The organism is Vibrio sp. Isolate25, from assembly GCF_022398025.1.
Lineage (GTDB): Bacteria > Pseudomonadota > Gammaproteobacteria > Enterobacterales > Vibrionaceae > Vibrio > Vibrio coralliilyticus_A.
Map to the genome: position 1 here is coordinate 63,542 of NZ_JAKEUT010000005.1, position 26,023 is coordinate 89,564.

The following is a 26,023-nucleotide window of genomic DNA, read 5'->3' on the forward strand; positions in this document are numbered from 1 at the left end:
CGTCTCCCTTAGACTAACTCGACATGAAGGATGTCACCCTTCTCTTCTGGATGTTTTTCTGTGTACGTCGCCGGACGGTGCTGTTCACGCTCTTGGACAAAGACAACGTTGTCATCGCGCTCATCACTGTTAATGAAATGTGCGAAGCGTTTTAGCTGGGCTTCATCGTTGATGGTATCAGTCCATTCGCAACGGAACTCTTCTACTAGCTTGGCAACATCAGCTTCCAGTTGAGCATTGATACCGAGTTTGTCATTGACGATGACTTCTCTCAGGTAATCAACACCACCTTCCAGATTTTCCATCCACACAGAAGTGCGTTGCAGTGGCGCTGCCGTACGAATGTAGAACATCATGAAACGGTCGATGTATTTGATGAGGGTGTCCTTATCGAGGTCGCTCGCTAGAAGGTCAGCGTGTCTTGGCTTCATTCCTCCATTACCACACACGTACATGTTCCAGCCGGCGTCTGTCGCGATGATACCTAAGTCTTTACCTTGAGCTTCTGCACATTCACGCGTACAACCCGATACACCGAACTTCATCTTGTGCGGAGTACGAATGCCCTTGTAGCGGTTTTCGATCATCACACCAAGGCCAACAGAATCTTGAACGCCATAACGACACCAAGTTGAGCCTACACAGGTCTTTGCCATGCGAAGCGCTTTGGCATAGGCCTGCCCTGTTTCATAGCCTGCAGCGATCAGCTTCTTCCAAATCGCAGGTAGGTCGTCTTTTTGAGCGCCAAACAAGCCGATACGCTGAGCACCGGTAACTTTAGTATAAAGGTTGTACTCCGCAGCAACTTCAGCCAATACCTTAAGTGCCTCAGGCGTCACTTCACCACCCGCCATACGAGGGATCACAGAGTAAGTACCGTCTTTCTGCATGTTGCCGAGGAAGTTATCGTTGGTGTCGTGAAGCTTGACCAGTTCAGGCTTTAGAATGTGCTCACCCCAGCAGGACGCGAGGATTGAGCCTACCAGTGGCTTGCACACTTCACAGCCGTAGCCCTTACCATATTTTTCCAACAGCTCATCAAACGTTTTGATTTCTTCAATACGGATAAGGTGGAACAACTCCTGACGAGAATAAGCAAAGTGCTCACACACATCATTTTTTACTTCGACACCCGCTTTGGCTAATTCAGCGTTGAGTACAGAAGTCACCAGTGGAATACAACCACCACAACCCGTACCTGCACCAGTTACCGCTTTGATATCGCCGATAGTGTGATGACCTTGTGCCACGGCTTCAGCAATCTTGCCTTTTGTCACATCAAAGCAAGAACAGATAACCGCTGATTCTGGAAGCGCATCAGCGCCTAACGTTGGCTTTTCTGCCCCAGCGTGAGCCGGAAGAATTAACGTATCAGGATGCTCTGGAAGCTCGATTTCATTGAGTTTAAGTTGCAGCAAATCGCCGTAATCTGACGTGTCCCCTACCATAACAGCGCCAAGCAGCTTTTTACCATCTTCGGAAACGATAATTCGCTTGTACACTTCCTGCTCTTCGTTTTGATAGACGTAGCTCTTGCATCCCGGTGTACGCCCATTTGCATCACCAATTGAGCCAACTTTCACACCAAGCAGTTTGAGTTTCGCAGACATATCTGCGCCTTCAAACTTGCTGTCGTTTCCTAATAGGTGATCAACGGCGACTGTCGCCATCTTATAACCTGGAGCGACAAGGCCGTAAAACGTGCGATTCCAAGATGCACATTCACCAATAGCGTAGACATTTTCGTCAGTTGTCTGACAGAAATCATTAATCTCAACACCGCCACGTGGTGCTATGCCTAACCCCATTTGGCGAGCAAGTTTATCTTGTGGGCGAATGCCAGCAGAAAACACAATAAAGTCCGTCTCCAACTCGCTACCATCAGCGAATCGCATGACATTTCTTGCTGTTTTGCCTTCTGGTGCAATCTCTAGAGTGTTTTTGCTAACGTGCACCGTTACGCCCATACGTTCAATTTTCTGACGTAATTGATCACCACCAGCCTGATCTAACTGTTCAGCCATCAATTTCGGAGCAAACTCCACCACATGGGTTTGCACACCTAGTGCTTTCAGTGCACCTGCGGCTTCAAGGCCAAGTAAACCGCCACCAATAACGACACCAACTTTGCTATTCTTGGCACATGCTTCGATCGCTTTGAGATCTTCGATTGTACGGTAGACAAAACAGTCTTTGCTTTCGTGGCCTTTAATTGGTGGAACGAAAGGAAACGACCCTGTGGCCATGACAAGTTTGTCATACTGAATTTCACGCCCAGTGCTTGAATAAACCGTCTGCTTTTCTCGGTTAATATTGATGGCACGCTCACCAATCAACATGTTGATATTATGCTTTTCGTAAAAGCCTTCTTTTACAAGAGAAAGCTCATCAGCAGTATGATGGGAAAAGTAAGAAGAGAGATGGACACGGTCATAAGCGACGCGAGGTTCTTCACAGAAGACAGATATTTCATATTGAGAAACATCCGTCTTCTCAACAAGGTCTTCTATGTAACGGTGCCCGACCATGCCGTTACCTATAATGACCAGCTTCAACTTGCTCATAGTACTTCCTAAGGGTTAGGTTTTTATCACTATGTGCATTGTTAAATGTGAAAGAAAATTAATACATGATGTAAATCAATTACAAAATCAAACTACCCTAAAGGGGTAGATTAAAGACTAAACCCATAAAAATGTGTATATAAATTACATTAATGAATTAATGTTCCCATAGAAAATCAAGTAATATCTCTTTCTGCTAACACGGCTTTACAAGCCGCTGCTTGTCTATCAAAGCAAAGAATAGACTTGTTACTCTTTATTACCAGGAGTTAACGACAAAGAAATCACGAAAAACTGGTCTATTTGGCCTATAAATCTTATTAATGATACAGACTTCGCCTCAATCTAGCTCACAATTAGTATTTATTCACACTTTGTCGCATTTTTGTGACTTCAGTAAGAAAATAAAATCATTAACAACAGTGATATTAGTTCCACTATTTAACAATTTCTTGATTGAGTTTAGAATGGGAAAATAAAGATGAAAACTGATTATTTTACCGGCAATACATTTACTTGCGCACATTTTACTCGCATAGTTTTAATAAACAGTGTCATCCATAGTCTTAAAAGTGTGATCTTTGTTCAACATTATGCTTGATTCCACATGTGAAAAGCATACTATTGTTTGATATTCATACTTGGGCATATTCCTAGACAAGGCTACTCAGAATGGAGCTAGACATATTTAACCCTTCCAGACAGTTACGTCGTGCAGTCTTGTTCTGGCTGAGTATGCTTCTAGCCCTAATATCGCTGATTATTGCCACTATAAATGTGTTTTTTGGCATTTATCACCTTCTTGCTATCGTTCAGAGTCTTTTTTGTAGCTTTTCTCTTTATATCGCATTTAACAGTTATCGGAGTTCTGCATCTCTCCTGCTCTCTAACTGTTATGTTTACTGTATTATCGGTTTGATTTATTTCACCACACTGGTGTATCCCATTGAGCACGGCTTGTTTGTTTGGAGCTTTCTTTATCCCGTTCTGTTTTATCTCATTTTAGGTAAACGCTATGGATTCCTAGCCACCTTAGCAGGCTTTATCAGCCAGCTGTTTTTGGTCGCGGATAAATCCATCTCTGGCCATGTGACCGCTCACTATGAACTAATCATCAACTTTGCCCTCGCCTACCTTAGCGTCTGGTTAGCAAGCCACATTCTAGAGGTCAAAAGAAAAACATCGGAAGCCTCTCTTGGCCAACTCGCTTCTCGTGATGCGCTAACTAGTGTGTACAACCGCCATGCCCTCATCCACAACTTCGATCGATATCGCCAAGAAAGTGAAACATTGCCTTTGTCACTATTGGTTCTCGATTTGGATTATTTTAAGCAGGTGAATGATGAGTTTGGTCACGATATTGGCGACAAGGTCTTAGTACAAACAGCCGCCTTGATCGATGGGTTAACTGACGAACATTTGGTCTATCGTATTGGCGGTGAAGAATTCTGCATTGCTCTACACAACACGAATATCCAACATGCGATGATCAAAGCTGAACAGATCAGAATGGCGATTGAACGCTATCGATTTAACAGCAATGACCAACCTATCTCCCTTACAGCAAGCATTGGAATTTATCAGTGTGATCTGTACAACGACCTAGAAAGCGTGCTTAAAGAAGCGGATAAAGAATTGTATAAAGCCAAAAAGAACGGGCGCAATCAAGTTATGGTCTGTAATCAAAAAAATCAAACCGTCGCGACTTACTCTTAATATCGATCATAATAAAGCCTAGGTTCATCGGCAAAGTGAATCTGTAAATACCAGAATCATAACCCAAGAAAATCCGACCCTAAACAAAACAGCATTTTACGTCATAAGCCTTGCATTTATTGATTTAACTCAGAGAACCATGCCATATGGCAAAGATATGGTAACGACCTCTGTTCCCGAAAAGGTCATACAATAATGAGTGAAATTAACCGCGAACGTCTGATTGAGCATTTTTGTCAACTCATCAAAATCGACAGTGAATCACGTAACGAAAAACAAATAGCTGAAGCACTTTCAGAACAACTGGGTAATATGGGGTTTACTGTACATAAACTACCGGTCCCCGATGAGGTGTCGAATGGTTTTAACCTCTATGCCCGACTCGATGGCAGCATAGAGGATAGTGTTGTTTTGAGCAGTCATATGGATACAGTCACACCCGGTATAGGTGTCGAGCCTGTTATCCAAGACGGCATTATTCGATCCAAAGGCGATACTATTCTTGGCGGGGATGACAAATCTGGCATCGCTGCCATTATGGAGGCTGTACGCTGTATCCAATCTTCTGGTTCAGCCCACAAAACCATTGAGCTTGCATTTACTGTCCATGAAGAAGGTGGGCTATTTGGCTCCCAACATTTTGATATGTCATTCATTACTTCAGATAAAGCCATTGTGCTGGACACAGGAGGCCCTATCGGCACAATTGTCAATGCCGCACCAGGTCAACAGAAGATAATCGCGACAATCAAAGGCAAGCCTGCTCATGCTGGATTAGCCCCAGAAGAAGGGATAAGTGCTATCCAAGTTGCAGCAGAAGCCATCAACAATATGAAATTACTCCGCATTGACAATGAAACAACTGCAAACATTGGCATTGTAGAAGGAGGAAATGCGACTAACATCGTTATGCCAGAACTCAAAATTGTAGCTGAAGCACGTTCACTTAATGATGATAAGTTGACGCACCAAGTTTCTCATATGATTGAAACATTTGAGCAAGCCTGTCAGCAACACGGTGCTGACGTAGAGATTAAATCCACCCGCGCATACAATGCATTTGTTATCGCTGACGATCATCCGCATATTGAGTCCGTTAAAGCATCATTCGAAGCCATCGGCGCCACACCTTACACCAAAGGCACAGGCGGTGGCAGCGATGCGAATAACTTTAACGCGAAAGGGTTAACAACAATCAACGTTTCAACAGGTATGGCAAAAGTGCATACTACTGAAGAATATATCGCAGTTAATGATATGGTAAAGATATCTCAATTTGTCAAACACTATCTTACTCATTAAATATCACTAAATTAGAGCCAGCTTATATTACTGGCTCTTAACAGACCTTTCTTGATTAAATATCACTCAGTAAAGTAGCCATTAATATCTGATTACTTTCTCTCCACTATTTCTCAGATATTTTATAGTCAATAATATTGATAGCATAAATATAGCTTGTTAAACTGCACCGTCTTAATAACAATACATGCATAATAATGTTTATAAGAACTGCATTACTCACCGTCATTTGTGCTTTTTCTCCGTTGTCATTCGCAGAATCCTCAGAAAAAGGAATAACTGAGCAAATCTATCACTCTGGGAGCAATTACTTATCTGAAAGCTATGATGCTTTCTCACCCAATAACAGAACTTTTGAACTTGTTTTGAAAGATCAAGGTTCCGATAAAACCGTGGTATTTCAGAAAAACGAAAAGTCCGATTTAGTGCGGATATACGCGACTAACTTAAACAAAAGTCATTACGTTACTAGGCCTATATCAGGCAAGATTCAGATTCGTTTTAGCCAAGACCCAGACGTCTATGATCTGACCACCAATCGTCACTACATCAGGCCCACGCTAACTCGTCTAAGTAAAGAAAGAGATGCCAAGCTGTTCGCGAGTTTAAAATCTCGTAAGGTAATGTTCGTAAAGCTCGACGTGTTAGGTAAAGAACACGTATTAAAAATTAATATTGATAACCTAGAAGAACTCTTAAGAATGGGAACTTTTATCTAATATCTATATTCAAAAATTCATTAATGAGCTTATGTTAAAGTTAAAAAGTAATATAAGCTCACTAATGGCTATTTTAAATAGTCTATTCTCTACCAGTAATTACTCAAAAATTAATTGATAGATTAGAAAATTAAAAACTAGAAAATAACCGTGTAACGAATAGCCTGATAAACAATATGCACCCGAAAATATTGACAAAAAATCAGTTTATTCTCTACAGCCAGCCATTTACTCCCTACACGGTATCCAGTACCTTGCCAAAAGGTTGGGAAACACTTTACCCATAACAATGTTTTCTAATTGACCACCATTCGCTTCAATCACTTTTCGGGATGGCCAATTATCATCATCTGCAGTCACAAGTGCGTTGGATATCCCCAGCTTGCGGGCTTCCACCAAGGCTAACTTCAGCATCAGCTTACCGTTACCTTGACCTCGGAAACTAGGGGCGATGTCATACCCGATATGACCGGCCTCAAAAGAAAGGAATTCATTTTCAATATGATGACGAACCCGAATAGCTCCTCGAATGCTCTTATTTTCATCAATCAACCAGAAATGACTACAAGGGACGTAACCCGGTTTTAAATCGATACCCAAGGATTCATTGGAAAGTCGACTTACATAGCGTTCGATATCACTCTCACCTTCCTCATAGTAATCTGCGTTCTCAGGATCATTGTGCTTGAAATCTTGGTAGAATCGAGAAAATGCCTCTTTGAATTGCAATGAAGGGGGGATTAATCTCATCAATTCTATTCCTCACTCTCAGAGTTATTTTTTAGATCATATTGATAGAAAACCACTCGATGTTCATTCGTGGACTGTTTTACAAAGCCAAGCTTTTCTAAAAGTTTCAACGATGTAATGTTTGACTCATCAACACCAGCTACGAGCTCTCTCCAGCCACTTTTGTTCGCAATAGAATCAATAAACCCAGTGAGCAGCTCACTAGCCAACCCTTGCCCCCAATACTCTTCTGCGAGTAAATAGCCGATATGAGCACTACCGCTGTCTTGATAGACAAATACGAACCCTGCTAACGCACCATCGTTAACTCTCACTACGTAAAGCATGCTTTCATCATTCATTTTGCTTAACCAGCTATCTGCTGATTCATTAGACCTGACTTGGTGAAAGTACGGTGGTAAATTCTCAACAACCTTTTCTGTCAAGGTTGCTTGAATTTCAGATAGAAAATGAGCATTGCGGTCACCATCTTTAAACTGCTTTATGGTTAACCTGTTTGTACGATATGCTTCCACCGGAACCTCCCTTACTATTAAACTCATCTGTGTTTATGGTGCTTTTTAGCTAGCCTTTCGTTGCCCCGTTTATAGTTGCCAGTTACTCTTGCCATCAGTTGCTGTTGGTCATGATTTGAGAGCGCACTGACCTTAGAAACGAATTCAGATGCCTATTTTCCACGCAATATGGTAACAATCTTACCGTTACGCAAAATCCTTAGTTCAGCCCGATTCTCTTCAAAGGAAAAACCTAGGTTAGATCCCATATTAGTACTCCTCAACTTCAAACTGGTAAGCGACTCGTCTACCCCACCCGTTTGCCAATTGCTGAATATCCTCAACACCATAGGGTTGACCTTCAATCATGCGTAGTGCAAGTTCGACACTCTGTGATTCTTTTGGATAATGGCGTAATACGGCTTTTGCACACCACTTTATCTCCACATGCCAACTTTTGTCCTTTTCTGCGATCAAGGTGTAAGCGCTACGGAGGATCTTCTTAGCCAACATTTTACCAATATACTTATGGTTAGACTCATTAAGCTCATCACATGCTTGAGTAATGAAAGATAAGAGATCACCGTTGAGAGCAAAACCGATTTTTCGGTTTGGTTTCAACAGATTGAATTTCAGGGACAAATCATCACCTGACACACAACAACAGCAGTGCTTTAACCAAAACTGCCAGTGATAAATTTCATTTGGAGAAAGGATTGCTTCTAGATGGCCAGGATCGAAGTCTATCTTGCTGAAAATAGTTAGCTCTTGTTCTAATTTTAATTTGGTGGCCTCAAGTTTTCGTTCGGTTTCAAGATCTAAAGGCTTAGTGAAAACAATAGATAAGTCTAAATCTGACTCAAACTCAACCGCAGTACCCCTAGGTACACTCCCGTATAGATAAAGGCTATGAATTTTTCCTGAAAAAGTGTCACATAAACAGCTAACCACACGATCAACTGACTGCCTAAACGCGGGCTGAATATAGGCGACTGAACAATGATTGAGAATGTAACCTTGCTCGTCCAACCCGTTATTCATTGGCTTCATCTTCTAGCGACATGTCTCTGATAACAAGTCTTGGTGTTTCTAACCTAAACAATTGCTTTCCCTAAAGGTGCTTTTCCATAACAAAATTGGTCAGTACCTGACCACGCATCTCAACCTGTTGCTCTTTCACTACTTTAAACCCCATCCGCTCATAGAAAGGACGAGCAGTAATGCTCACCTCCGAGTAGAGGCGGCTGATACCCTTGTCGTTCGCAACCTTTAGCACATGCTCCATAAGCGCCCGACCAACGCCCTTACCCTGAAAAGCGTGATGACAAAAGAAATGATCAACTAATCCGGAATCTTGCAAATCTGTATACCCCGCGACTTGACCGTTCATTTCAGCGATGTAAGGGTTAATTTGGGACATTGTTTTTTTCCATGTTTCAATGTCCCATCCTTCTGGCGCCCATGCTTCAACCTGATCCTGACTGTAATGCTGGCGATTTACATTTCGGACTGTATGGAAAAACACTTCCCAAAGCGCTTTAGCATCTTCTGGCTGATATTGACGAATAGTGATCATAACGCTCCCCTTAGATTACAGGTCTTTGTTATAACATAAAAAAAGCTCGCTAATCATTAGCGAGCTTTACCTTTAAATAGCAGCCTGTAGCTTTTCTTCAACCTGTTTTAAAATTTGGTATTCTTCTTTATCACAGCCACGAACAATCGACACCCAGTGATCACCCGTTTCATCAGTTCCTTTAAACTCCGCACGCAATTCATACTTACGCCACGTAACAAAGGCCATAACGAGGGTTAACGCTAAAGTATACAGTCCGAACTGAGGAACAAATGCCCATGTAGCTGCAGACAACACCAATGCCAAAGATAACACTCGAACAATATTTTCTTTGATACCTAATCGACGAACTTCAAAACGCTTGATTTTGCTCAACTTATAAGCGTCAGACTTAACCACTAACTCGTTAGAAGTAAGCATGAAGTCTTGCTCGCTTACCGTTCTGCGAAAACGAAAAAAATCCACTAGCTTTTTACTATGAGTGATTTTACTCATCACTTTTCTCCATGTTATGAAAAATGTACAAAAACTACGATATACATGGAGTTACTTATGAATGCAGAGAGATTTATAAATCAAGAAAATACAAAAGGCAAGAATAATTGTGCGAATCTGCTAAAGATAAGTCCTATGTTACAAAGAGTTAGCTACATCAGACCTTAGAGGGCTCTCGACAAATACTCTCACTAAACCATTCAGCAATGGCACGAGCTCGCCCAAGGTCTCCTTCTTCGCTAACAGGAAGATAAGCAAAGCCTCTAAACTCAAGCTGCATGTAGCGAGCAGTAAGCTTAAAAGGTTCAATAAAACAATCTGGTAATTCATGATTGTAGCCAGTCGAGATAACAGATATTTCCTTACCTTTCAGCTGGCGTCCAAGTGGTTTTTCTATGGTCAACAGATCTGACAAGCGATCGAAGAACACTTTCAGTTGTGCCGACATGGAATACCAATAGACGGGCGAAGCGAACACAATGTGATCATAGGTGGTAAGCATGCGAATCAAAGGAATAAAATCATCGCTGCGATTTTCGTGTAGATAGTCATAATAAGAGAGCTGGTAATCCGCTAAATCAAACACCGGAGCATTTGTCATCTCAACAAATTTATTCACTAAGTGACGCGTATTACCATCTGTTTTCGACGTCCCCAAAACCACTGCTACCTTCATTAGAATTCCCTCTAGTTTAGTAAGCTAGGCCGTTTTTTCGGTGAAATGTCCGCAATCGCTACATTTATAACCGTGTTTATAGAAAAACAGCGGAAAGCCTAAAAGAATAAAGACTAAAAAAGCGGGTCGCTTACCTTTGGTAAACGGCTCTAGTTTTAGGCTACCACAGTTAGGGCAATGATCTTGTGAAGTGGAACTTTCTTCAGAGCATAAAGCATCAGAATAGTCGGTATTAAGGATAATGGTCGCTTGCTCGGCATCCTCTTCCTGAACCATTAAACGAACTCCGCCAATCGCATTTGAATAGAGCCACTGAGTGTTAACGGTATGTTCGTCAGCAATATTGCTTTCAATTCCAGCGGCTTCCAAGCTCGCTTTCGCAATATGAGCCTCATGAGGGAAAGAAAAACGAGCTACAACTACCATATAACCTCTCCTGCGCTAAACCATCACTCTTCGCCTGTCATTTTGCCAGCAAGGACTCTGTTGCAATCAAGTGGGATTCAAGCGAACCATTTAAATGCTTAAAATCACCGGCTCCTAGAGATTTCAATATTGCAAAATGTTTATTCATCAATAATACAGTTAACTGAGCTAGCGATGATTTTAGACATATTATAACCAGTAACCACAAAGCCTAACTCTTCATAGAGTTTGCGTGCCCGCTCATTGTTGAAGGCAACGCGCAATTTAATCTGTTTAATACCGACGTTTTCCATTTTTTCTTCCAACAGCTCGATGGCTTTGCTACCTATCCCTTTCCCTCGAAAAGCTTCCATAACGTAAAAGTCGTAGATAAATGTCGACCCTTCTTTTTGATTAACGCAATGCCATAAGTAGCCAGCCAACACGGGGGCGCCCTCTTGTTCAGAGTCAATACACAATAGTGACTGCCCCTTCGATTCAACACCATCGGGAAAACAACGCTTTAAAGCCTGATGAGAGAGTTCAAGAGATTTTTCAGCAGCGTGGCCTTGATTCTCTGCAATATCCTGCGCATAGGCCTCGGCCGCATAGTGATAAAAATCCGCAAACTCTTGCGTTCGCATTTCTCTTAGCTTAACCATACTTATCTTCTAACCTCGACCACAAACGGATGTCATCATGATATGTTGAGGGCCAACAGGACCACCCAAATAGAGTTCTTCAGTATCGGTAAAACCACTACGTAGATAGCATCGATAGGCGGGCTCGTTTCGACAGTTTACTGTGAGATAAAGCGAGTTGACTTGTGGATAGACTTCACCAACATACTGGGGAAGCAATTTAAGTGCATCACGTGCAATACCTTGCCCCTGTAGATTACGATCAATCAACAATGCTCTGATTCCAATACCGTCTTCCGGGCAGAAACTGAATTTCTCAGCATAGCCTATATCAAGAAGAAAGAAGCCGACGGGCTGATCACCTTTCATAATCACGTAGGGATGTTCACTTTCTTTCAGTTCGGGGATCATTTCACCAATGTTATCAACGGTAAACTGAGCTTGTTTAGGTGTAACGCTTAATGCATGTATAAGGTGTGCTTTTTCAGCACTGTACTTTTCTATAGAAATCATAATTATCCAAATAATTTTTCCAGCCAAACGGAACTGATATAGCGTCCGTTTTTCTTTGCATGCGAATTAAAAATACCTACATCAACCGGCATCAATATTAATCATTCCATGAGCAACATACTCCTTAACCCGAAATAATTAATTCGAGAAAAGAGTAAACTCTGCGTGATATATACTTAGCGACGTAGATAGCCTGAAGATATCACTCCAGACTGCCATATGAAACACGTCTATTGATAAAGAAAACTTAACGCACATTCTTCACATATCTTTATTTGCAGGCCCCGTCCCTATAAAATACGCAAAACATTTATCAACACGGATACCCCATGGCAAAACTTACTCTGCAAGAACAAATGCTGAAAGCTGGTTTAGTGAATGAAAAAAAACTAAAGAAGGCCAAAAAAGGTTCAAAAAAATCACGCGTACAAGCTCGTGAAGTAAAAGCCGCGGTCGAAGAACAAAAACGTCAACAGCAAGAGCGTGATAAAGAGCTAAGCAACCAACAAAACGAGCAGCGTCTGAACAAAGAAATTCATTCGCAAATCAAACAGTTGATTGAGATGAACAAAATCGATCAGAAAGATGGTGATATTAAATACAACTTCACCGATGGAACACTCGTCAAATCCCTTTACGTTGAATCGATTATCCGCGAACAACTTATCAAAGGTATCCTTGCTATTGCCCGTCATGAAGATGGTTATGCGGTGATCCCCGGGGTTGTTGCAAACAAAATTGCACAGCGTGATGACCAGGTGATCATTGAGCTCAAAGAGCCGGAATCAGACGTGCCAGCTGAAGACGATCCTTATGCAGACTATGTAGTCCCAGACGATCTGATGTGGTAATGATGAAAGCCATTCGAGTATCGAATGGCTTTTTATTTTAAAGTCCGTTAACTGGATGGTTGGAGAGTTTTCCCTTTAGCATCAGCTATATATACCTAGTCTAGTTACTCGCTCATGTCTTCTTCATCAAATATAACGTTGTAGTTTTCTGTATAAGTACACTGTGGCTGACGACTACAAGTAAAGAAGCGTCGACCTTTAAACTCTCCTTGTGATGCGGTTTTAATCACCATCGGGCTACCACAACGTTTGCAGAAACGCACCTCTTTATCAGGTTCGATAAGATCAATATGAGAAGCCAAAAGACGTCTAAGCTTCCCCACTTGATAGCTATGCTTTACGGATGTACCAATCAAAGGAATCCCAGACGATTTACAGACATGCATTAACAGCTTCTGGCGCTCTATTTTGCCTTTGTCCAATGCCCGACCATCATCGAGCTCAATAGCGACACGAACTTGCAATGTGCGTGGATCACAAACAACATAATCAAAATAGCTTTTAGCAATCCTATTATTGGCGATAAACCATTGTTTTTTATCCGTAGCCAACGGTGTCACAACATTAGCCATATTCACCTTTGACATCACCACACCATGCTGGCCAACTGCAGTAATTAAAGCGTTGTAAAACGCCGATTCCTGCATATTCATTAATGGCCCTTTTTTCTTATAAGCACTGTCTTTCAGCTCGTCCTGTTTTAGATAACGCTTTTGAACAAAAACAAAAAATAAAACCAACAAGACGACAACGATGAAAACACTTTCCATTTCGCTTTAACTACTCCCACTGGTGAGAAAACGTATGAAACTCTTAAAGAATTTATACGCTAACTTAAAGTATCTGTCAGTTTTTATATAGGAATAGGTTACTGTTTGTGGGATCCAGCCTCAGGTAAGCTCAAATTAATCACAACTCGATTTTCAGGTTTAATCTGCTCAAACGTCAATCGCCAGTATTTCTCTAACAAGCGATCCATAAGGCCACTCTCTCTTGCCCGAGTTAAAGCCTCTTCCAAAATGGGTTGGTAATGTGCTGCATCATCAGAAAGGTAGAAATAGAAGTCGTTTTCGTATGTTAATAGTAAACGTTGTTCTATCGCTAAATGGGTATTCTGAGACGCCTCTCTAAGGATTTCTGTCATTCCTCTCGGAAAATAATTGACGCTCCCTTCAGGGGTTAGTTTGGAATACAAAGAGCGCCATTCACCGTCTTCCGTATAGACTGGCAATTGATTGGCTTTCCAGACCTCAACATCGTACCATTGCATCCCTAAACCAGCGACTAACCCTGACTCTTTTAGATCTTGTAGCGTATTAATGGTATCGAATTTATTTTGTAGCTGAGGGGGAATAAGGAGCACTCTTTTACCGATCAATCCATTCGTTAACGGCACTCGAACAGGGATGTATTTTTTATTTCTCTCTTCAGTAGCAATCAACCAAGTTAAAGATAACTGATTTCTTGCCACCATTTTTGTCGACCTTTTTTGAGGAATATGCTCTTGAGGCACCTCAATTGTGACCTTGTAACCAAGTTCAGATAAAGATTTATGCAAAAGTTCATGATAGAAGACGTGCCCCCCATCAACTTGAGACGGCAATACAAGTTGCACTGCTTGATGAGCGAATGCACCCTGGCAAAATATGAATAGAAAAAAACCGATTAGACGCATCTATACTTGTCCTGATACTACTGTAACTATTCCAAATCAGCGATAGATTTCAACAATCTCCTGATACCTTGATATACTGGCCTCATTGATCGTTTTCTTCATTTGATCGATACCGCGCTGCAGTTTCTCAGTCAATTTTTCATCAACCGCTAAATTAAAAGCATAGTAGAGTTCACCTTCGCTGAGCACAAAGACAGGTTCATAATCGTCCGTATCTTGGCCAATTTTCTTTAACCACCATTTAGCAACATTTTCTTCATATGCCCATAAATCAATACGCCCTTTCGCTAATTGTTTGGCCAGTGTTTCAGCAACAGAGTTTTCTTGCATAGAATCTCTTGGAACGCCAAGTTCCAGCATTAACTGTTCACCGACATCATCGCGAATGACACCAATACGATATTGAGCAAAGTCCATCGCATTCTCAATACTAATATTTCGGGACTTCTTGGCCATAACCACAATTCGTGTGGTACTCAAAGGGCCAACCCACTGAAATAAGTGTTCACGCAGCCGAGTGCGGGTAGTGGCAAAAAGCACGGCATTAGGCTTAATCAAAGCCGTTCTATATGCTCGCGCCCATGGCTGAACCTTGATCTCTTCTTTATTGATTTCAACCCCTTGAGACTGTGCAGCCGCTATCAGCAAGTCAATCGAGATGCCTTTTACTTCACCATCTTGAGTAAAGTTATATGGGGGGTACTCTTCGGTCAAAAAAACAAGTTCATCGAGCTCTACCGCTCCAATCGGTAGTGAGAAAACAAAGAGCGATAAAGACAGGCTGAGTATATATTTCATAGCCGCCTCTAGCAGTTTTAATATTTTATCTATCAATAAAACTGTAGAGGCGGATAGTACATCCGTCTAGGCAGTTAGGAGAAGAAAGTTATCGTGATGCACGTTTATAGCAACGTTCTGGCCTTCCGACAGTCCCATAGTTAAGATCTGCCACCAACTCTCCAGCACTGTTCAGGTACTCAAGGTAGCGTCTCGCGGTAGTCCGACTAGCGCCGATACGCTCTCCAGCTTCATCTGCTGTCATACTCTCACAGCCAGAAAACAATGCGCGTATTTTGTCCAGCGTCACGCCGTCGATACCTTTTGGCAGCCTCTGCACATTTGTGTCAGCGGGTGAAGCAGTTTGCATCATCTTATCCACTAAGTTTTGATCCAAATCTAGTGCACACGTTAGCTGATGCTTTTGAGCTACATACTTTTTCAAAGCAGCCTCAAGTCGAGGGAAAACTACCGGCTTTAATAAATAGTCAACCACTCCACCACGCATCGCCTGTTGTAAAGTATCAACATCACGAGCTGCTGTGATAAGAATGACGTCACAGCTCTGATTTCGAGATCGAAGCGTCTGGAGAAGCTCTAATCCTGTACCATCGGGAAGATACACATCAAGCAGCAATAGATCTGGGCTAAATACATCTAGCTGAATTTCTGCTTCCACTTTGGTTGTGGCAATACCAATAACATCGTAGCCATCTATTTGTTCCAAATATCGCTGATGCAACTGAGCGATATTGAGATCATCTTCAATGATCATCACTCGTGTTACGGATGTCATATCTGTTCTTCCTTTGGTAGATATACCGTCATTCTAGCTCCATAGGGAGCGTTATTTGTGATTTCTAAAGCGCCGTGATAACGCATGGCGAATTCATTCACTAGATGTAAGCCTACCCCACGGGTGCTTTCATCTTTGGTAGAGACGCCACGCTCGACTAATTGTTCTGAAGAGAGTTGAGAAGGCAGCCCACAGCCCTGGTCGGTAACTTCTAAGATCACTTCATTACCAAAGTCACTGATGGACACCTCTATCTGGCGTCGAGTAGGAGAAAAAACAGGGTCAGTTGTGACGGCACTGCGCGTGGCGTCAAAAGCGTTATCAATGAGATTACCTAATATCGTCACTACATCTTCTGCGTTGATGCGCTCAGGTAATGGCTCAAGCCGAGAACCATCTTCAACCACTAACTCAAGTCCCAGCTCTCGCGCTCTTTCTGTTTTTCCTAACAACATGCCTGCGATTAAAGGTTCCTTAATCGTTTCTCGCAAGAATTCAATCAAAGATTGATAATGAGCCGTTTCCTGGCCAATAAGATGCTGCACCGCATCGAGTTCCCCCATCTGTACCATTCCACTGATGGTATTTAACTTATTACGATGCTCGTGGGTCTGGGAGCGAAGCATTTCTGCGTACTCTTTCGTTTTTGCCAGTTGCTCTGAGAGTTCATTCAACTCATCCCTTAATCGAAAACTCGACACTGCACCTACCACTTTACCATCGACAATAATTGGGCTTCGATTCGCGATCAGCCTTTGCTTATTCAGATAAAGATTTATATCGTGATCAGTCCTAGCACTCGTCAGAACACTATGCAAATCACTTTCTGGCAGCACATCGTTCAGCGGCTTATTCAAGCATTGATTCTTGTCGAGGCCAAGAATTTGGCAAGCACTCTTGTTGATCGAACGTAGTCGGCCAGATTGATCGATACTCAAGATCCCCTCTTTAAGAGTCTCCATTGTCACATCTAACTCGACATATAATCGGCCTATTTCTTCAGGCTCGAAACCAAGAATGGCTTTCTGGAAGCGACGAGAAGCATAACTCGATATGATAGCGTTGGCGGCCACAACCAATAACGCCATCACTATCAAAAAAGCAAGAAATGGTTCAATACGATCCTGAAGGCGATCAATCAAATAGCCGACAGAAACCACACCAATAATATTTCCGTTTGAATCAAAAACTGCCGCTTTTCCTCGAACGGAATAGCCTAATGAGCCTTGAGCAAAAGAGATGTATTCCTTTCCTTCAACCAGAGCACGATTGTTATCGCCCCCTTTCATTGGTTTACCAATGCGATCGTCGATAGGGTGGATGATTCGGATACCCTCTTTATCACCTATGACGATAAAAGCGGCACCAATTAACTCGGTAAGATTACGAAAACGGTGTTGATATTCTGAGCCTCCGCCCTCTTCGATCATATTGACCACAAAGGGAGACTTAGCAAGAAATGAAGCCACTCCTAAGGCTTTCATTCCTACTTCCTCTTCCTGTGCCTGCTTGACGTAAAAGAAGCCAGCCGCTGTCAGCAGCAATAACTCTATCAAACCAGAAAGTGTCATGATAATCAGCATTCTTTTACGAAAGCTGATACTGCTCCATTGCATAAACTCTCCCTTATCGACCAACGAGGCTAACACCCAATTAACATTTATACGAGTTAATGAGCTGTATTTTGTGAGGCCTACAAAGCAAAGCATAGTTGGAGTGGATAGCCGGCATCTACCCATTCACTACAAGCGTGAGTTGAGAGTATAAATGCCCATTCATATAAAACCAGTGGAATAGTTGATTTTGATCACAAGAGATTTAGAACATTTTTTGTACTGGCAGCTCAATTTGACTGTATAATTATTGAGCATAAACGTGTAGAAACACTAGATGTAGACAGTAGGCAACAGACTAAAAAAATTATAACCCACTGTCTGCGATATAATGTCAGAAGGAAAGACAATGAAACGGGATATGTTTGGCATCTGCCTGTCAAAATCTATGCTGTCACACAACTTGTCCAGCACCTTTACTCATGTAAGGGCTTACGAGCAGTCCAGTCATGATAACGAAGTGAAAGTGATGCACGCCTTTCCACAACTATCAGGGCAAGAGCTGCTCACGACTATTAAGTCTTCCAAGCGGTTACTGTGGCGAGCTGAGTATGTCTGCTTAAGCCAAAAGTAATAAGCTAGACAAAATCAAAGGGAAGCAAATCGCTTCCCTTTTTTAATGGCTCAGCCTGTAGTCTGCTGCTGTTGTTGACTGACTTCCCTTAATTGAGAGAGGTATTTAATCCAACTTTTCGCTTGGCTTGAAGGTTCAATATTGTTTGCTCGTTTTGCTTGAACCAACGCTTTATCCAACTGGTTCAGTTTATACAGCGCCCTCGTTTTTGCCAGTGCGACGTCTGCATCACGGCCTTTCACTTTGTCCAACACTGATAATGAATCTTTGTAATAGCCTTGCTGAACCATCAGTTGAGCGACGCTCCAGTGATACTTAGCATCTTTCTTAGCCGCCAACTTCCAAATAGATAAAGACTTATCCCACTCTTTTGCCAATTGCCAGTAAGTCGCTTGCTCTGACAATAGCTGTACATCCGTATCTGCCTCATCTAATTCGCTGATCTCTATCGCTGCTTTTTCGGGGATGCCACGTTTAGCGTACATCTGAGCCAACATGCGCCTGTCACTTTGGCTTAAAGGCAAATCATTAAGCTTTGCTAGTGCTAATGTGTCCAGTGCCTCTTTGTCTTTACCAATGCGCATTTGCAAACCAACCAGTTGACGCCACCAGCTTAGCTTGTCGGGCTGAATGGTAATCATTTGTTCCAGCGTTGGAATGGCTGCACTCCAGCGTTTCAGTTCCAACTGAGCCCCCAGCTTGAGAGATAAAGACTGAAGGAGCCTTTTCTTTTCCACTTTCATGTACTGGTCAGCAGCAGAGACAACTTTCTCCCATTGCGACAACTGATAATGAGATTGCGCGATTCGCAGCCATAAGTCCTGCGCTTTTTGAGTTTCCGGTACCGACTTAACCAATGGGTAATAGTGCTTAAGCGCTTTGGCAAACTTTTGATCATTTAGATAAAGGTCTGCCAACATACGCTGGCTTACCCACGCTTGCTCATCTCGAAGCAAACCACTTTCAACGGCATACTCCATTTTGGAAATCGCTTGCTTGGTATTTCCATCCTGCCAATAAAAAACTGCCAGCATACGAGCGACGAATGCTTTGTCATAATCACGTGAGGTCTCGATGTCTTTAAGCACAGCAATCGCCTCTTTCAATTGTTCTTGCTGCGCCAATTCATTTGCTTTTTGAACACGAACAGCAGTGTATTGAGTCAACTCCTGTGCCAAAAGCATTGGCGAAGCAAGAAGCAAAACAGTAAGGACGAATCGTTTCATCATTTGTCTAACTTAAACTCCACTCTAGCCGTTTTATTCGGTTGAGAAACGGCCGCTCCATCAACTACTTTAGGTTGATACTTCCACTTCTTAAGCGCTTGAATCGCATTGCGTTCAAACATGCGCTTCGGGCTGGCTTCCACAACCTCAATATCTGTCGGGCGACCTGTAGGATCGATGGTAAATTTCAGCACTACGTACCCTTCCACTTGGCGCTTCATAGCTTTCGTCGGATACTTTGGCTCAACACGGTATAGAGGCATCGCCTCCTGATTCACGCCAAAATCACCAAACGTTGGCGCACTGATAGCCACACCTTCTATGCTCGTATTTAAGCCAAGAGATGGCTGAGCGATAGGCGAGATTTTCGACAGCTCTGTGTTGGCTTGCGATGTAGGCATCTGCTCAGGGACTTCTGGTGCTTTAGGTTGCTCAGGTACCGTGCGCTGACGACGCTGAACATCTTGCTCGTTTTCCACCATCACCATATTGAAACTCAACGACTCATTAGACTCATTTATTTTGCGGTGTTCGCTATCAACCATCCAAGCCATAAAACTGAAGATAGCTAAAGCACAAGTAATAGCAAAAGGCGTAGCAATGAACAAACGTCCCACTACCTTTTCTCCGCAGCTAATGCAATGTTCTTAACGCCCGCACCTTTTGCCGCATCCATCACTTTCACCACTGTACCGCTATAAGCATGCTCATCGGCCTGGATAACAAGGGACGCGTCTGGCTTATCAAGTAACAAGTGCTCAAGTGTGGCTTGTACACGTTCAATATCAACATTGCGCTTATCAATATAAATATCGTTTGCCGAAGTGACCGCGACAAAGATGCCAGCGTCTTTTTGGCTAACCACATTCGATGCCTGAGGACGATTAACTTCCACACCAGATTCACGAACGAACGAACTGGTAACGATGAAGAAGATCAACATGATAAAAACGATATCAAGCATAGAAGTCAGATCGACCTGAGCTTCATCTTGTTTATGGTGGCGTCGACCGAGTCTCATCGCTGACTCCTTAAAGATTTTTCTAGTTTAATTTCTCTCAATTGACAGGCTTTGATCAACCGCGCATGGAAAAACATTCCAGTCAACGCTGCAACCATACCTGCCATTGTGGGCAAGGTGGCGAGTGAGATACCTGAAGCCATCAATTTAGGATTGCTACTACCTTGGTTAGCCATCACATCAAAAACAGAGATCATCCCCGTTACCGTACCGAGTAAGCCCAGCATTGGACATATCGCCACTAGAACCTTAATGATGTTCAGGTTTTGATAAAGCTGACTGCGTGCTTGTGAAAGCCAGCCCTCTCGGATAGAACGAGCGTACCAAGAGGTTTGGTCGCTCCTCTCGCGCCAAGCTTCAATCCAACTCACTCTCTGCTTTGGAAACTCAACAAGCAGATAAAGGATACGCTCCAGAATCAATAACCAACACAAGGCTACCACACCCAACAACCACCACAGCACCTGACCACCCTTCTGCATAAAATTTTGCAGTGTGAGTAGCCAGTCACTACTAGCCAAGGATTCAGGTAACAATGCGAATAGTGCATCCATTACGCAACATTCCCCAACGCATCCTGAGTCGGTTTCAGATCTTTCTCTGCTTGTTCAGCGACAAGTGAAATCCCCTGCTTCTCAAGAATGTTGCGAATCGCTTCTGCTTGCGAGCTCAGAATATTGTGAGCTAGCAGCAATGGCATCGCTGCAATCAAGCCAAGTACAGTGGTCACGAGCGCCATTGAGATACCACCCGCCATCACTTTCGGATCACCGTTACCAAATTGAGTGATCACTTGGAATGTTTCAATCATGCCTGTCACAGTGCCAAGAAGGCCTAACATCGGTGCCAAAGCCGCGAGTAGCTTAAGCATGGACAAGCCTTTTTCTAGCGTTGCTTGTTCATCAACGACCGCTTCAAGTAGACGCAACTCCAACGCTTCAACGCTACGGTTTTTCTCTTTGCAGTAAACAGATAAAACACGTCCTAGTGGATTATTACCTGGGTTTTGCGGTGATTTAAGCTGGGCACGAATCTTCTGGCGTGCAATAGATAGGCTTACACCGCGAACAACGGCAATGATCAAACCAATCGCGAGCAGCCCAAGAATGATTTTACCCACGACACCGCCTGCTTGCAGTCTATCCACAAAGCTTGGGTTGTGAGCAAGTTGTTCAAGCATGACACCACGAGATGGGTCAAGAACCACAGTCTCAACCTCACCATTTATGAGAGAAGATAAAGAGGAAATCGTCGGCGCTTTTTCAGGTTGCTTGATATAAGCCTGCGCTTCACCTTTTAGCGCATTCCAGTTCAGATACCCTTGCTCTCCAACCAAACCGATAGAACCAAGTCGAAGTACAGATTCAGTCTGGGCAATACCATCACCATTCACAAAACGAACTTTCGTGAGAGCCACTTCACCACTAGCAGTGATTTGCTCTTCCAGCGCTTTCCAAAAACCATTTAACTGAACCATAGAAGGCAATGTTGTGGCTGCGACAATCTCTTTAACAACGTCAGAATGAGTCTGTGCATCGACCGACGTGACTGAGTATTGCAACTCAGATTCAAGCTCTTTCGCGTTCTGACGAACAACACCAAACACTTCCCCTAAGCTGCCTGTTTCTAAGCGAAGTTTTTCTTCCAACCGAGCTAGAGTGTTCTCATTGTCACTGAATGTGGCAGCTAGCTTGTCATTTTGCTTTTGTAAATCGTCGCGCTGTTTGATTAACTGTGCTTTCAGGGCTTTGAGCTCTTGTTCCGTTTGTTTAAAACCGGACTCTCTTTCGATGTTGTGCTGCGCTTGCTGCTTGTTCTCTGCTTGTGCTTTATTGACTAACTCAGACGAGGCTTGTGCATTGAACGCTAATCCAGATAACGCAATCAAGGTAGCAATTAATGTACGTTTCATTTATTTCGCCTCCGCAACGTTAAGAGAAACCGGAAGCGTAATCAGGCTTGGTGCCACTTGTTTCGCCGCAACGTTAAAAGCCTTGTCTAGATCTGACTTCATTGAACTGTCAACACTCTGCCATTGCTTTTCTGATTGATTCCATGACCAAAATTTCGTGCCATTTAAACTGCGTGCAACCAGTGAAACTCGACCCAGATGAAGAATATCGACCTCACGCTTGCCATCATTCACTGCAATCTGGTCTTGATACAAGCCAAGCTTAGTGCCGTAATCAAGTTCTATCTGATACGCCTCTAAAATACGACGATACTTCTCTGCATCACTAACATCCGCACGGGTCATCATTTTTTCTAACTTGGCGACACGCTCCTGACGTTGTGCTTGTTTGATCGGCACATCATCAGCGATTAAAGCTTGTAAGCCCGATAGCATTTGATACATCAATGGGACGACTCCCTGACGAGTTGTTTTGATCTCATCTATCTGACTTTCAAGACGATTTGCTTCTTGCTGCTGGCTTTCTACCAATGCAGTTAAGTGAGATCGATAAACATCAAGATTCTTGACTTCTTCCTGAAGTTGCTCGATTTCAGCTTGAAGGCTAAGCGTATTTTCAGCACTGACATCAATGCGCTTCTGGCTCGCTGCGGATGAAGAGTGGGTTTTACTTTGAATAGATTGAGCACGGTCAAGGCTCGAGGCCGCTGCACTGAAGCCTACAGCCGTAACCATCAACGCCAAACTGGTTTTAAATAGATTCATAAAGGGTATTTTTCAATGCTGTCAAACAGATTAGTGAGAAGCAATCTCATTTTCACTCGACCGACATAGTAACGCGATTAGATAAAATTTCAATAAACCATATGCTCAATATGCATTTAGAGGTAAGTTGAGCCTTCTGCACTAAGTACTATACAGGGGATACTCAACGCTTTTTCTTCAATCCAAACGCCCAAATCGCCCCCAACAGTCCCCGTAATTTAACTTTGGTTGCTCTCCAATGAGTTGCAGGGGTGCGTGGAGCCACCTTGAGTAGGTGATCATAAGCGTTTTGGTCAAATTGGACTTGCCCACCATGGGCGAGTAACAAAGTTTGAGGCGCCATCTGGTATACACGATGTAAAGATTCACGGTATTTATTAGGATGAAAGATCGGGAATGGAGCAATCAAACGTTTTTTAACTTCTACCATTAAGTCCGCGACATAAAGAATATCTTGCTGCTCATGGTGAAGGGATAAATCGCGATCAGTATGACCTGGTGTTTCCAGTACTTTCCAGTCTTCAAAACTGGGAATAGCTTGCCCGTCAGTAAGCATGATATCGGGGTGCAGATGCCTCGAATACCATAATTTACGCTTAGGGCGTTTCATTCTTCCCGCAACCCAACCAGCTAACGCAAGATCCGTCCAGTGCATTAATACGCCATCCAATCCAGCATACCACTGCGCTTCCTTCTTAGCAGAAACGATTTTACATCCCGTCAGCTTCCTTAGTTTATGCGCCGCACCCGCATGATCTGGGTGCATATGAGTCACAACAACAACTTTCAATGTATGAAAAGGCTGCCCAATCGTTTCGGTGATGTAGCGCTCTAAATAAGGGATGTCTGCCCTACTCGCTCCGTCCAGTAACATTAACTTATCCGGATATTCAGCGAGATACATTTTCTGAATATAACCATCAATAGTATGTAGCTTCATTTCACTGCCATTCTTAACAATTCATTTACATCTGCCAATGTAGCAACAAGCCTAAGAATAAACAGAGTGAGCGCTTATAGGTGTGAAGTCGGACCAGTTACTGAGTTATACGGATTAGCGTTTTAGTCTGAAAAGACGACCGTCTGTCCGATAGAAGAGCAGAGCAAGCAAAATAAGACTGCACCCTAATAACTTATTAGAAGATAGCTGCTCACCATACCAAAGGATACTCAAGATAACAGTCCATATAGGCTCAAGTAACATGATCAATGCGGCATTGCCCGGATTACTGTGCTTTTGACCCAGCGTCTGCATCACGTAACGCAGACTCGTCGCCAAAATAGCGCTAGCCGCAAACCATGCCCAAATACTCGAATTAACACTAATAGGAACAGTTTCAAATATTGCCGAAGCAACCAAAGCAATAACTCCAGTGGTAAAGAGTTGGAGACAAGTCAGCATCAGCACTGGCATACTTTGCGCTAAGCGACTATTTACATTGAAATGTAGCGCGAGCAAGCACGCATTAGCCAAAAACCACAATTGCCCAGCGGAACTATTCCATTCCCCTTTGAGTGACAAGAATGCCAAGCCTGATACCGCAATCGGCATCGCAATCCAAAAAGCACGCTTTGGGCGTTCTTTATACAAAGCCCAAGCAACAATAGGCACAATGATCATAGATAGACTAACGATAAATGCGCCTTCCCCAAGGGTTTCACTAACGGCAATAGCGTGTACCCAAGCCAAAAGAGCCAAGGCAAGAATACAGCCACCACCCATTGCTTGAGCAAGTAGTCTGAGATTAAGTTGTTTGAATGATTTAAAACAGAACGGGAGTAAACATACAGAAGCAACCAAAAAGCGTAAGCCGACAAAGCCAAATGGTGGTAGCCCCTGAATCGTTTCTTTCGAAAAAATCCAGCCCAACCCGGCCAGTGCAGTGGTAACAACAAGAATCCAAGCAGCTTTGCTTTCTGAGTTCAACATAAATTCTCTTAATTATTATTCTGTTAATTCATGAATTTCCGATAGTCTCAGATTTATTCAACAATTACCAAGAAAAGTCTTATTACATTTTTGCAGTCAATAACATGCATCTTTAAACTATTCATAATACCTATCAGAACCGTCTATGAGACTAATGTTAGGCAGAATTAACGTGTATTTTCACCATTGCAGCACCGCAAGCAGACGGCCTGACATTTAGAAAAATACTGTATAACACTGTATAGAAAATGATGTTTCAGATCACACTTTCTCATCCTTCCCTTGCATCTGGCCACCAGACCAAAAACAAAAATTACTCTTATAAAACAGAGATATAAAACAATTCAATCAAAAGAACAACGTTGTTAACGTACAAAAACACAGCAAATATTGCTTGATCAGTTCACTCAATCAAACTACTGTATACATATACAGCATGTATGTAAGGACAGTAACTATGTTTCAGATACACAGAACAAATCGCTCAGTTTCTAAATTCAATGTTTTGGCTCAACCTACTCAGCCAATGAACATTGCAGACTCGACACTCAGCCGTTTAGCAGGGCTGTCTAACCAGAAGCAATGGATACTGTTCACCGCTGAGTGTCCTCGACCAGACTATGATCAGTTTTCTTCATACAATGTCAGCTGTAAAAAAATCATTCAGATGAAGCCTTCACAGACCCAATCCGAATTTGAGATCGTAATGAAAGCAATCAAATCCGGTAACGCTAGCGCTGTTGTCGCATCAGATAACATTGAACCCGTAGAACAATCTATGCTCCGCGATTTAGCTGTTCAGCACCGCTGCGAAGTCTTCTTTGTTGCAAGTAAACTCTCTCGATTTCACTAATTACATTGCACTGCCTTCTGCCTCTCTTCATTGAGAGGCTTTTTGTTTTACGCTATTTTTAAGTTTCCGATAAGATTTAAAAGCAAACGTTTGCTTTTTCTCTGGAAGGTTCATCTAGTTCTGGTATCATGCCTTGCAAATTGATTGCCTCTCACGCGCAATCCCCCATTTTTGACAAA

The 26,023-nt window shown here is 42.7% G+C and carries 29 protein-coding genes; 6 read left to right on the forward strand and 23 right to left on the reverse strand.

The window, feature by feature from the left end; all coding sequences use genetic code 11:
- Window positions 1-8 precede the first annotated feature (8 nt).
- Window positions 9-2,564: a nitrite reductase large subunit NirB gene (gene nirB / locus L1D15_RS12590; protein ID WP_239866280.1), complete on the reverse strand. Its 2,556-nt coding sequence runs from the start codon at window positions 2,562-2,564 to the stop codon at window positions 9-11.
- A gap of 672 nt (window positions 2,565-3,236) precedes the next feature.
- Between nirB and L1D15_RS12595 the strand changes: the two genes are divergently transcribed.
- The 3 genes from L1D15_RS12595 to L1D15_RS12605 all read left to right on the forward strand — a co-directional run bounded on the left by L1D15_RS12595 (window position 3,237) and on the right by L1D15_RS12605 (window position 6,301).
- Window positions 3,237-4,280, forward strand: coding sequence for a GGDEF domain-containing protein (locus L1D15_RS12595; protein ID WP_239875941.1), 1,044 nt, complete (start codon window positions 3,237-3,239; stop codon window positions 4,278-4,280).
- Between the two features lie 195 nt (window positions 4,281-4,475).
- Window positions 4,476-5,582, forward strand: coding sequence for a M20/M25/M40 family metallo-hydrolase (locus L1D15_RS12600; protein WP_239875943.1), 1,107 nt, complete (start codon window positions 4,476-4,478; stop codon window positions 5,580-5,582).
- Between the two features lie 197 nt (window positions 5,583-5,779).
- On the forward strand, window positions 5,780-6,301 hold the full coding sequence (locus tag L1D15_RS12605) for a hypothetical protein (protein ID WP_239837067.1): 522 nt from the start codon (window positions 5,780-5,782) through the stop codon (window positions 6,299-6,301).
- A gap of 228 nt (window positions 6,302-6,529) precedes the next feature.
- Here L1D15_RS12605 and L1D15_RS12610 read toward each other — a convergent pair whose 3' ends face one another.
- The 9 genes from L1D15_RS12610 to L1D15_RS12650 all read right to left on the reverse strand — a co-directional run bounded on the left by L1D15_RS12610 (window position 6,530) and on the right by L1D15_RS12650 (window position 11,851).
- Window positions 6,530-7,051: a GNAT family N-acetyltransferase gene (locus L1D15_RS12610; RefSeq protein WP_239875945.1), complete on the reverse strand. Its 522-nt coding sequence runs from the start codon at window positions 7,049-7,051 to the stop codon at window positions 6,530-6,532.
- A 5-nt stretch (window positions 7,052-7,056) separates the two neighbouring features.
- Window positions 7,057-7,566: a GNAT family N-acetyltransferase gene (locus L1D15_RS12615; RefSeq protein WP_239875946.1), complete on the reverse strand. Its 510-nt coding sequence runs from the start codon at window positions 7,564-7,566 to the stop codon at window positions 7,057-7,059.
- A 249-nt stretch (window positions 7,567-7,815) separates the two neighbouring features.
- Complete coding sequence (locus tag L1D15_RS12620) at window positions 7,816-8,586, reverse strand: nucleotidyltransferase domain-containing protein (RefSeq protein ID WP_239875948.1); 771 nt, start codon at window positions 8,584-8,586, stop codon at window positions 7,816-7,818.
- A 70-nt stretch (window positions 8,587-8,656) separates the two neighbouring features.
- On the reverse strand, window positions 8,657-9,121 hold the full coding sequence (locus tag L1D15_RS12625) for a GNAT family N-acetyltransferase (protein WP_239866266.1): 465 nt from the start codon (window positions 9,119-9,121) through the stop codon (window positions 8,657-8,659).
- A gap of 72 nt (window positions 9,122-9,193) precedes the next feature.
- Window positions 9,194-9,616, reverse strand: coding sequence for a DUF6232 family protein (locus L1D15_RS12630; RefSeq protein ID WP_239875950.1), 423 nt, complete (start codon window positions 9,614-9,616; stop codon window positions 9,194-9,196).
- Between the two features lie 157 nt (window positions 9,617-9,773).
- Window positions 9,774-10,292: an NAD(P)H-dependent oxidoreductase gene (locus L1D15_RS12635; protein ID WP_239875951.1), complete on the reverse strand. Its 519-nt coding sequence runs from the start codon at window positions 10,290-10,292 to the stop codon at window positions 9,774-9,776.
- A gap of 24 nt (window positions 10,293-10,316) precedes the next feature.
- Window positions 10,317-10,718: a DUF2007 domain-containing protein gene (locus L1D15_RS12640; RefSeq protein ID WP_021456444.1), complete on the reverse strand. Its 402-nt coding sequence runs from the start codon at window positions 10,716-10,718 to the stop codon at window positions 10,317-10,319.
- 140 nt (window positions 10,719-10,858) lie between these two features.
- Entirely contained in the window at window positions 10,859-11,359 is a 501-nt protein-coding gene (locus tag L1D15_RS12645) for a GNAT family N-acetyltransferase (protein ID WP_239875953.1), read from the reverse strand.
- A gap of 9 nt (window positions 11,360-11,368) precedes the next feature.
- A complete protein-coding gene (locus L1D15_RS12650; protein ID WP_239875955.1) occupies window positions 11,369-11,851 on the reverse strand; it encodes a GNAT family N-acetyltransferase in 483 nt (160 codons plus the stop codon).
- A gap of 329 nt (window positions 11,852-12,180) precedes the next feature.
- Here L1D15_RS12650 and L1D15_RS12655 point away from each other — a divergent pair, with 329 nt between their 5' ends.
- Window positions 12,181-12,702, forward strand: a complete 522-nt coding sequence (locus L1D15_RS12655; RefSeq protein WP_152472153.1) for a DUF2058 domain-containing protein — start codon at window positions 12,181-12,183, stop codon at window positions 12,700-12,702.
- A 104-nt stretch (window positions 12,703-12,806) separates the two neighbouring features.
- Here L1D15_RS12655 and L1D15_RS12660 read toward each other — a convergent pair whose 3' ends face one another.
- The 5 genes from L1D15_RS12660 to L1D15_RS12680 all read right to left on the reverse strand — a co-directional run bounded on the left by L1D15_RS12660 (window position 12,807) and on the right by L1D15_RS12680 (window position 17,566).
- Entirely contained in the window at window positions 12,807-13,472 is a 666-nt protein-coding gene (locus L1D15_RS12660) for a DUF2726 domain-containing protein (protein WP_239866256.1), read from the reverse strand.
- A 98-nt stretch (window positions 13,473-13,570) separates the two neighbouring features.
- Entirely contained in the window at window positions 13,571-14,377 is an 807-nt protein-coding gene (locus L1D15_RS12665) for a hypothetical protein (protein WP_239875957.1), read from the reverse strand.
- Between the two features lie 36 nt (window positions 14,378-14,413).
- Entirely contained in the window at window positions 14,414-15,175 is a 762-nt protein-coding gene (locus L1D15_RS12670; RefSeq protein ID WP_239866252.1) for a transporter substrate-binding domain-containing protein, read from the reverse strand.
- Between the two features lie 88 nt (window positions 15,176-15,263).
- Window positions 15,264-15,950, reverse strand: a complete 687-nt coding sequence (locus tag L1D15_RS12675) for a response regulator (protein ID WP_239875959.1) — start codon at window positions 15,948-15,950, stop codon at window positions 15,264-15,266.
- The gene (locus L1D15_RS12680; RefSeq protein ID WP_239875961.1) at window positions 15,947-17,566 is read right to left on the reverse strand and encodes a sensor histidine kinase; all 1,620 of its coding nucleotides are present in this window, start codon (window positions 17,564-17,566) and stop codon (window positions 15,947-15,949) included. Before L1D15_RS12680 ends, L1D15_RS12675 begins: the two co-directional genes overlap by 4 nt.
- A gap of 346 nt (window positions 17,567-17,912) precedes the next feature.
- Between L1D15_RS12680 and L1D15_RS12685 the strand changes: the two genes are divergently transcribed.
- Entirely contained in the window at window positions 17,913-18,137 is a 225-nt protein-coding gene (locus tag L1D15_RS12685) for a hypothetical protein (protein ID WP_239837083.1), read from the forward strand.
- A gap of 50 nt (window positions 18,138-18,187) precedes the next feature.
- Here L1D15_RS12685 and L1D15_RS12690 read toward each other — a convergent pair whose 3' ends face one another.
- From L1D15_RS12690 to L1D15_RS12725, 8 genes are all read right to left on the reverse strand, one after another.
- Entirely contained in the window at window positions 18,188-19,366 is a 1,179-nt protein-coding gene (locus L1D15_RS12690) for a tetratricopeptide repeat protein (RefSeq protein ID WP_239866237.1), read from the reverse strand.
- The gene (locus L1D15_RS12695) at window positions 19,363-19,980 is read right to left on the reverse strand and encodes an energy transducer TonB (RefSeq protein WP_239875962.1); all 618 of its coding nucleotides are present in this window, start codon (window positions 19,978-19,980) and stop codon (window positions 19,363-19,365) included. The genes L1D15_RS12690 and L1D15_RS12695 overlap by 4 nt, the downstream gene beginning before the upstream one ends.
- Window positions 19,980-20,384, reverse strand: coding sequence for a biopolymer transporter ExbD (locus L1D15_RS12700; RefSeq protein ID WP_239875964.1), 405 nt, complete (start codon window positions 20,382-20,384; stop codon window positions 19,980-19,982). The genes L1D15_RS12695 and L1D15_RS12700 overlap by 1 nt, the downstream gene beginning before the upstream one ends.
- The gene (locus L1D15_RS12705) at window positions 20,381-20,938 is read right to left on the reverse strand and encodes a MotA/TolQ/ExbB proton channel family protein (protein ID WP_239875966.1); all 558 of its coding nucleotides are present in this window, start codon (window positions 20,936-20,938) and stop codon (window positions 20,381-20,383) included. Before L1D15_RS12705 ends, L1D15_RS12700 begins: the two co-directional genes overlap by 4 nt.
- On the reverse strand, window positions 20,938-22,296 hold the full coding sequence (locus L1D15_RS12710; RefSeq protein ID WP_239875968.1) for a MotA/TolQ/ExbB proton channel family protein: 1,359 nt from the start codon (window positions 22,294-22,296) through the stop codon (window positions 20,938-20,940). The genes L1D15_RS12705 and L1D15_RS12710 overlap by 1 nt, the downstream gene beginning before the upstream one ends.
- A complete protein-coding gene (locus L1D15_RS12715; RefSeq protein ID WP_239875969.1) occupies window positions 22,297-23,061 on the reverse strand; it encodes a DUF3450 domain-containing protein in 765 nt (254 codons plus the stop codon).
- A 163-nt stretch (window positions 23,062-23,224) separates the two neighbouring features.
- Window positions 23,225-24,001, reverse strand: coding sequence for an MBL fold metallo-hydrolase (locus tag L1D15_RS12720; protein WP_239866226.1), 777 nt, complete (start codon window positions 23,999-24,001; stop codon window positions 23,225-23,227).
- 114 nt (window positions 24,002-24,115) lie between these two features.
- Window positions 24,116-24,988, reverse strand: a complete 873-nt coding sequence (locus tag L1D15_RS12725; RefSeq protein ID WP_239876101.1) for a DMT family transporter — start codon at window positions 24,986-24,988, stop codon at window positions 24,116-24,118.
- A 460-nt stretch (window positions 24,989-25,448) separates the two neighbouring features.
- Between L1D15_RS12725 and L1D15_RS12730 the strand changes: the two genes are divergently transcribed.
- Window positions 25,449-25,844, forward strand: a complete 396-nt coding sequence (locus tag L1D15_RS12730) for a hypothetical protein (RefSeq protein ID WP_239875971.1) — start codon at window positions 25,449-25,451, stop codon at window positions 25,842-25,844.
- Window positions 25,845-26,023 lie beyond the last annotated feature (179 nt).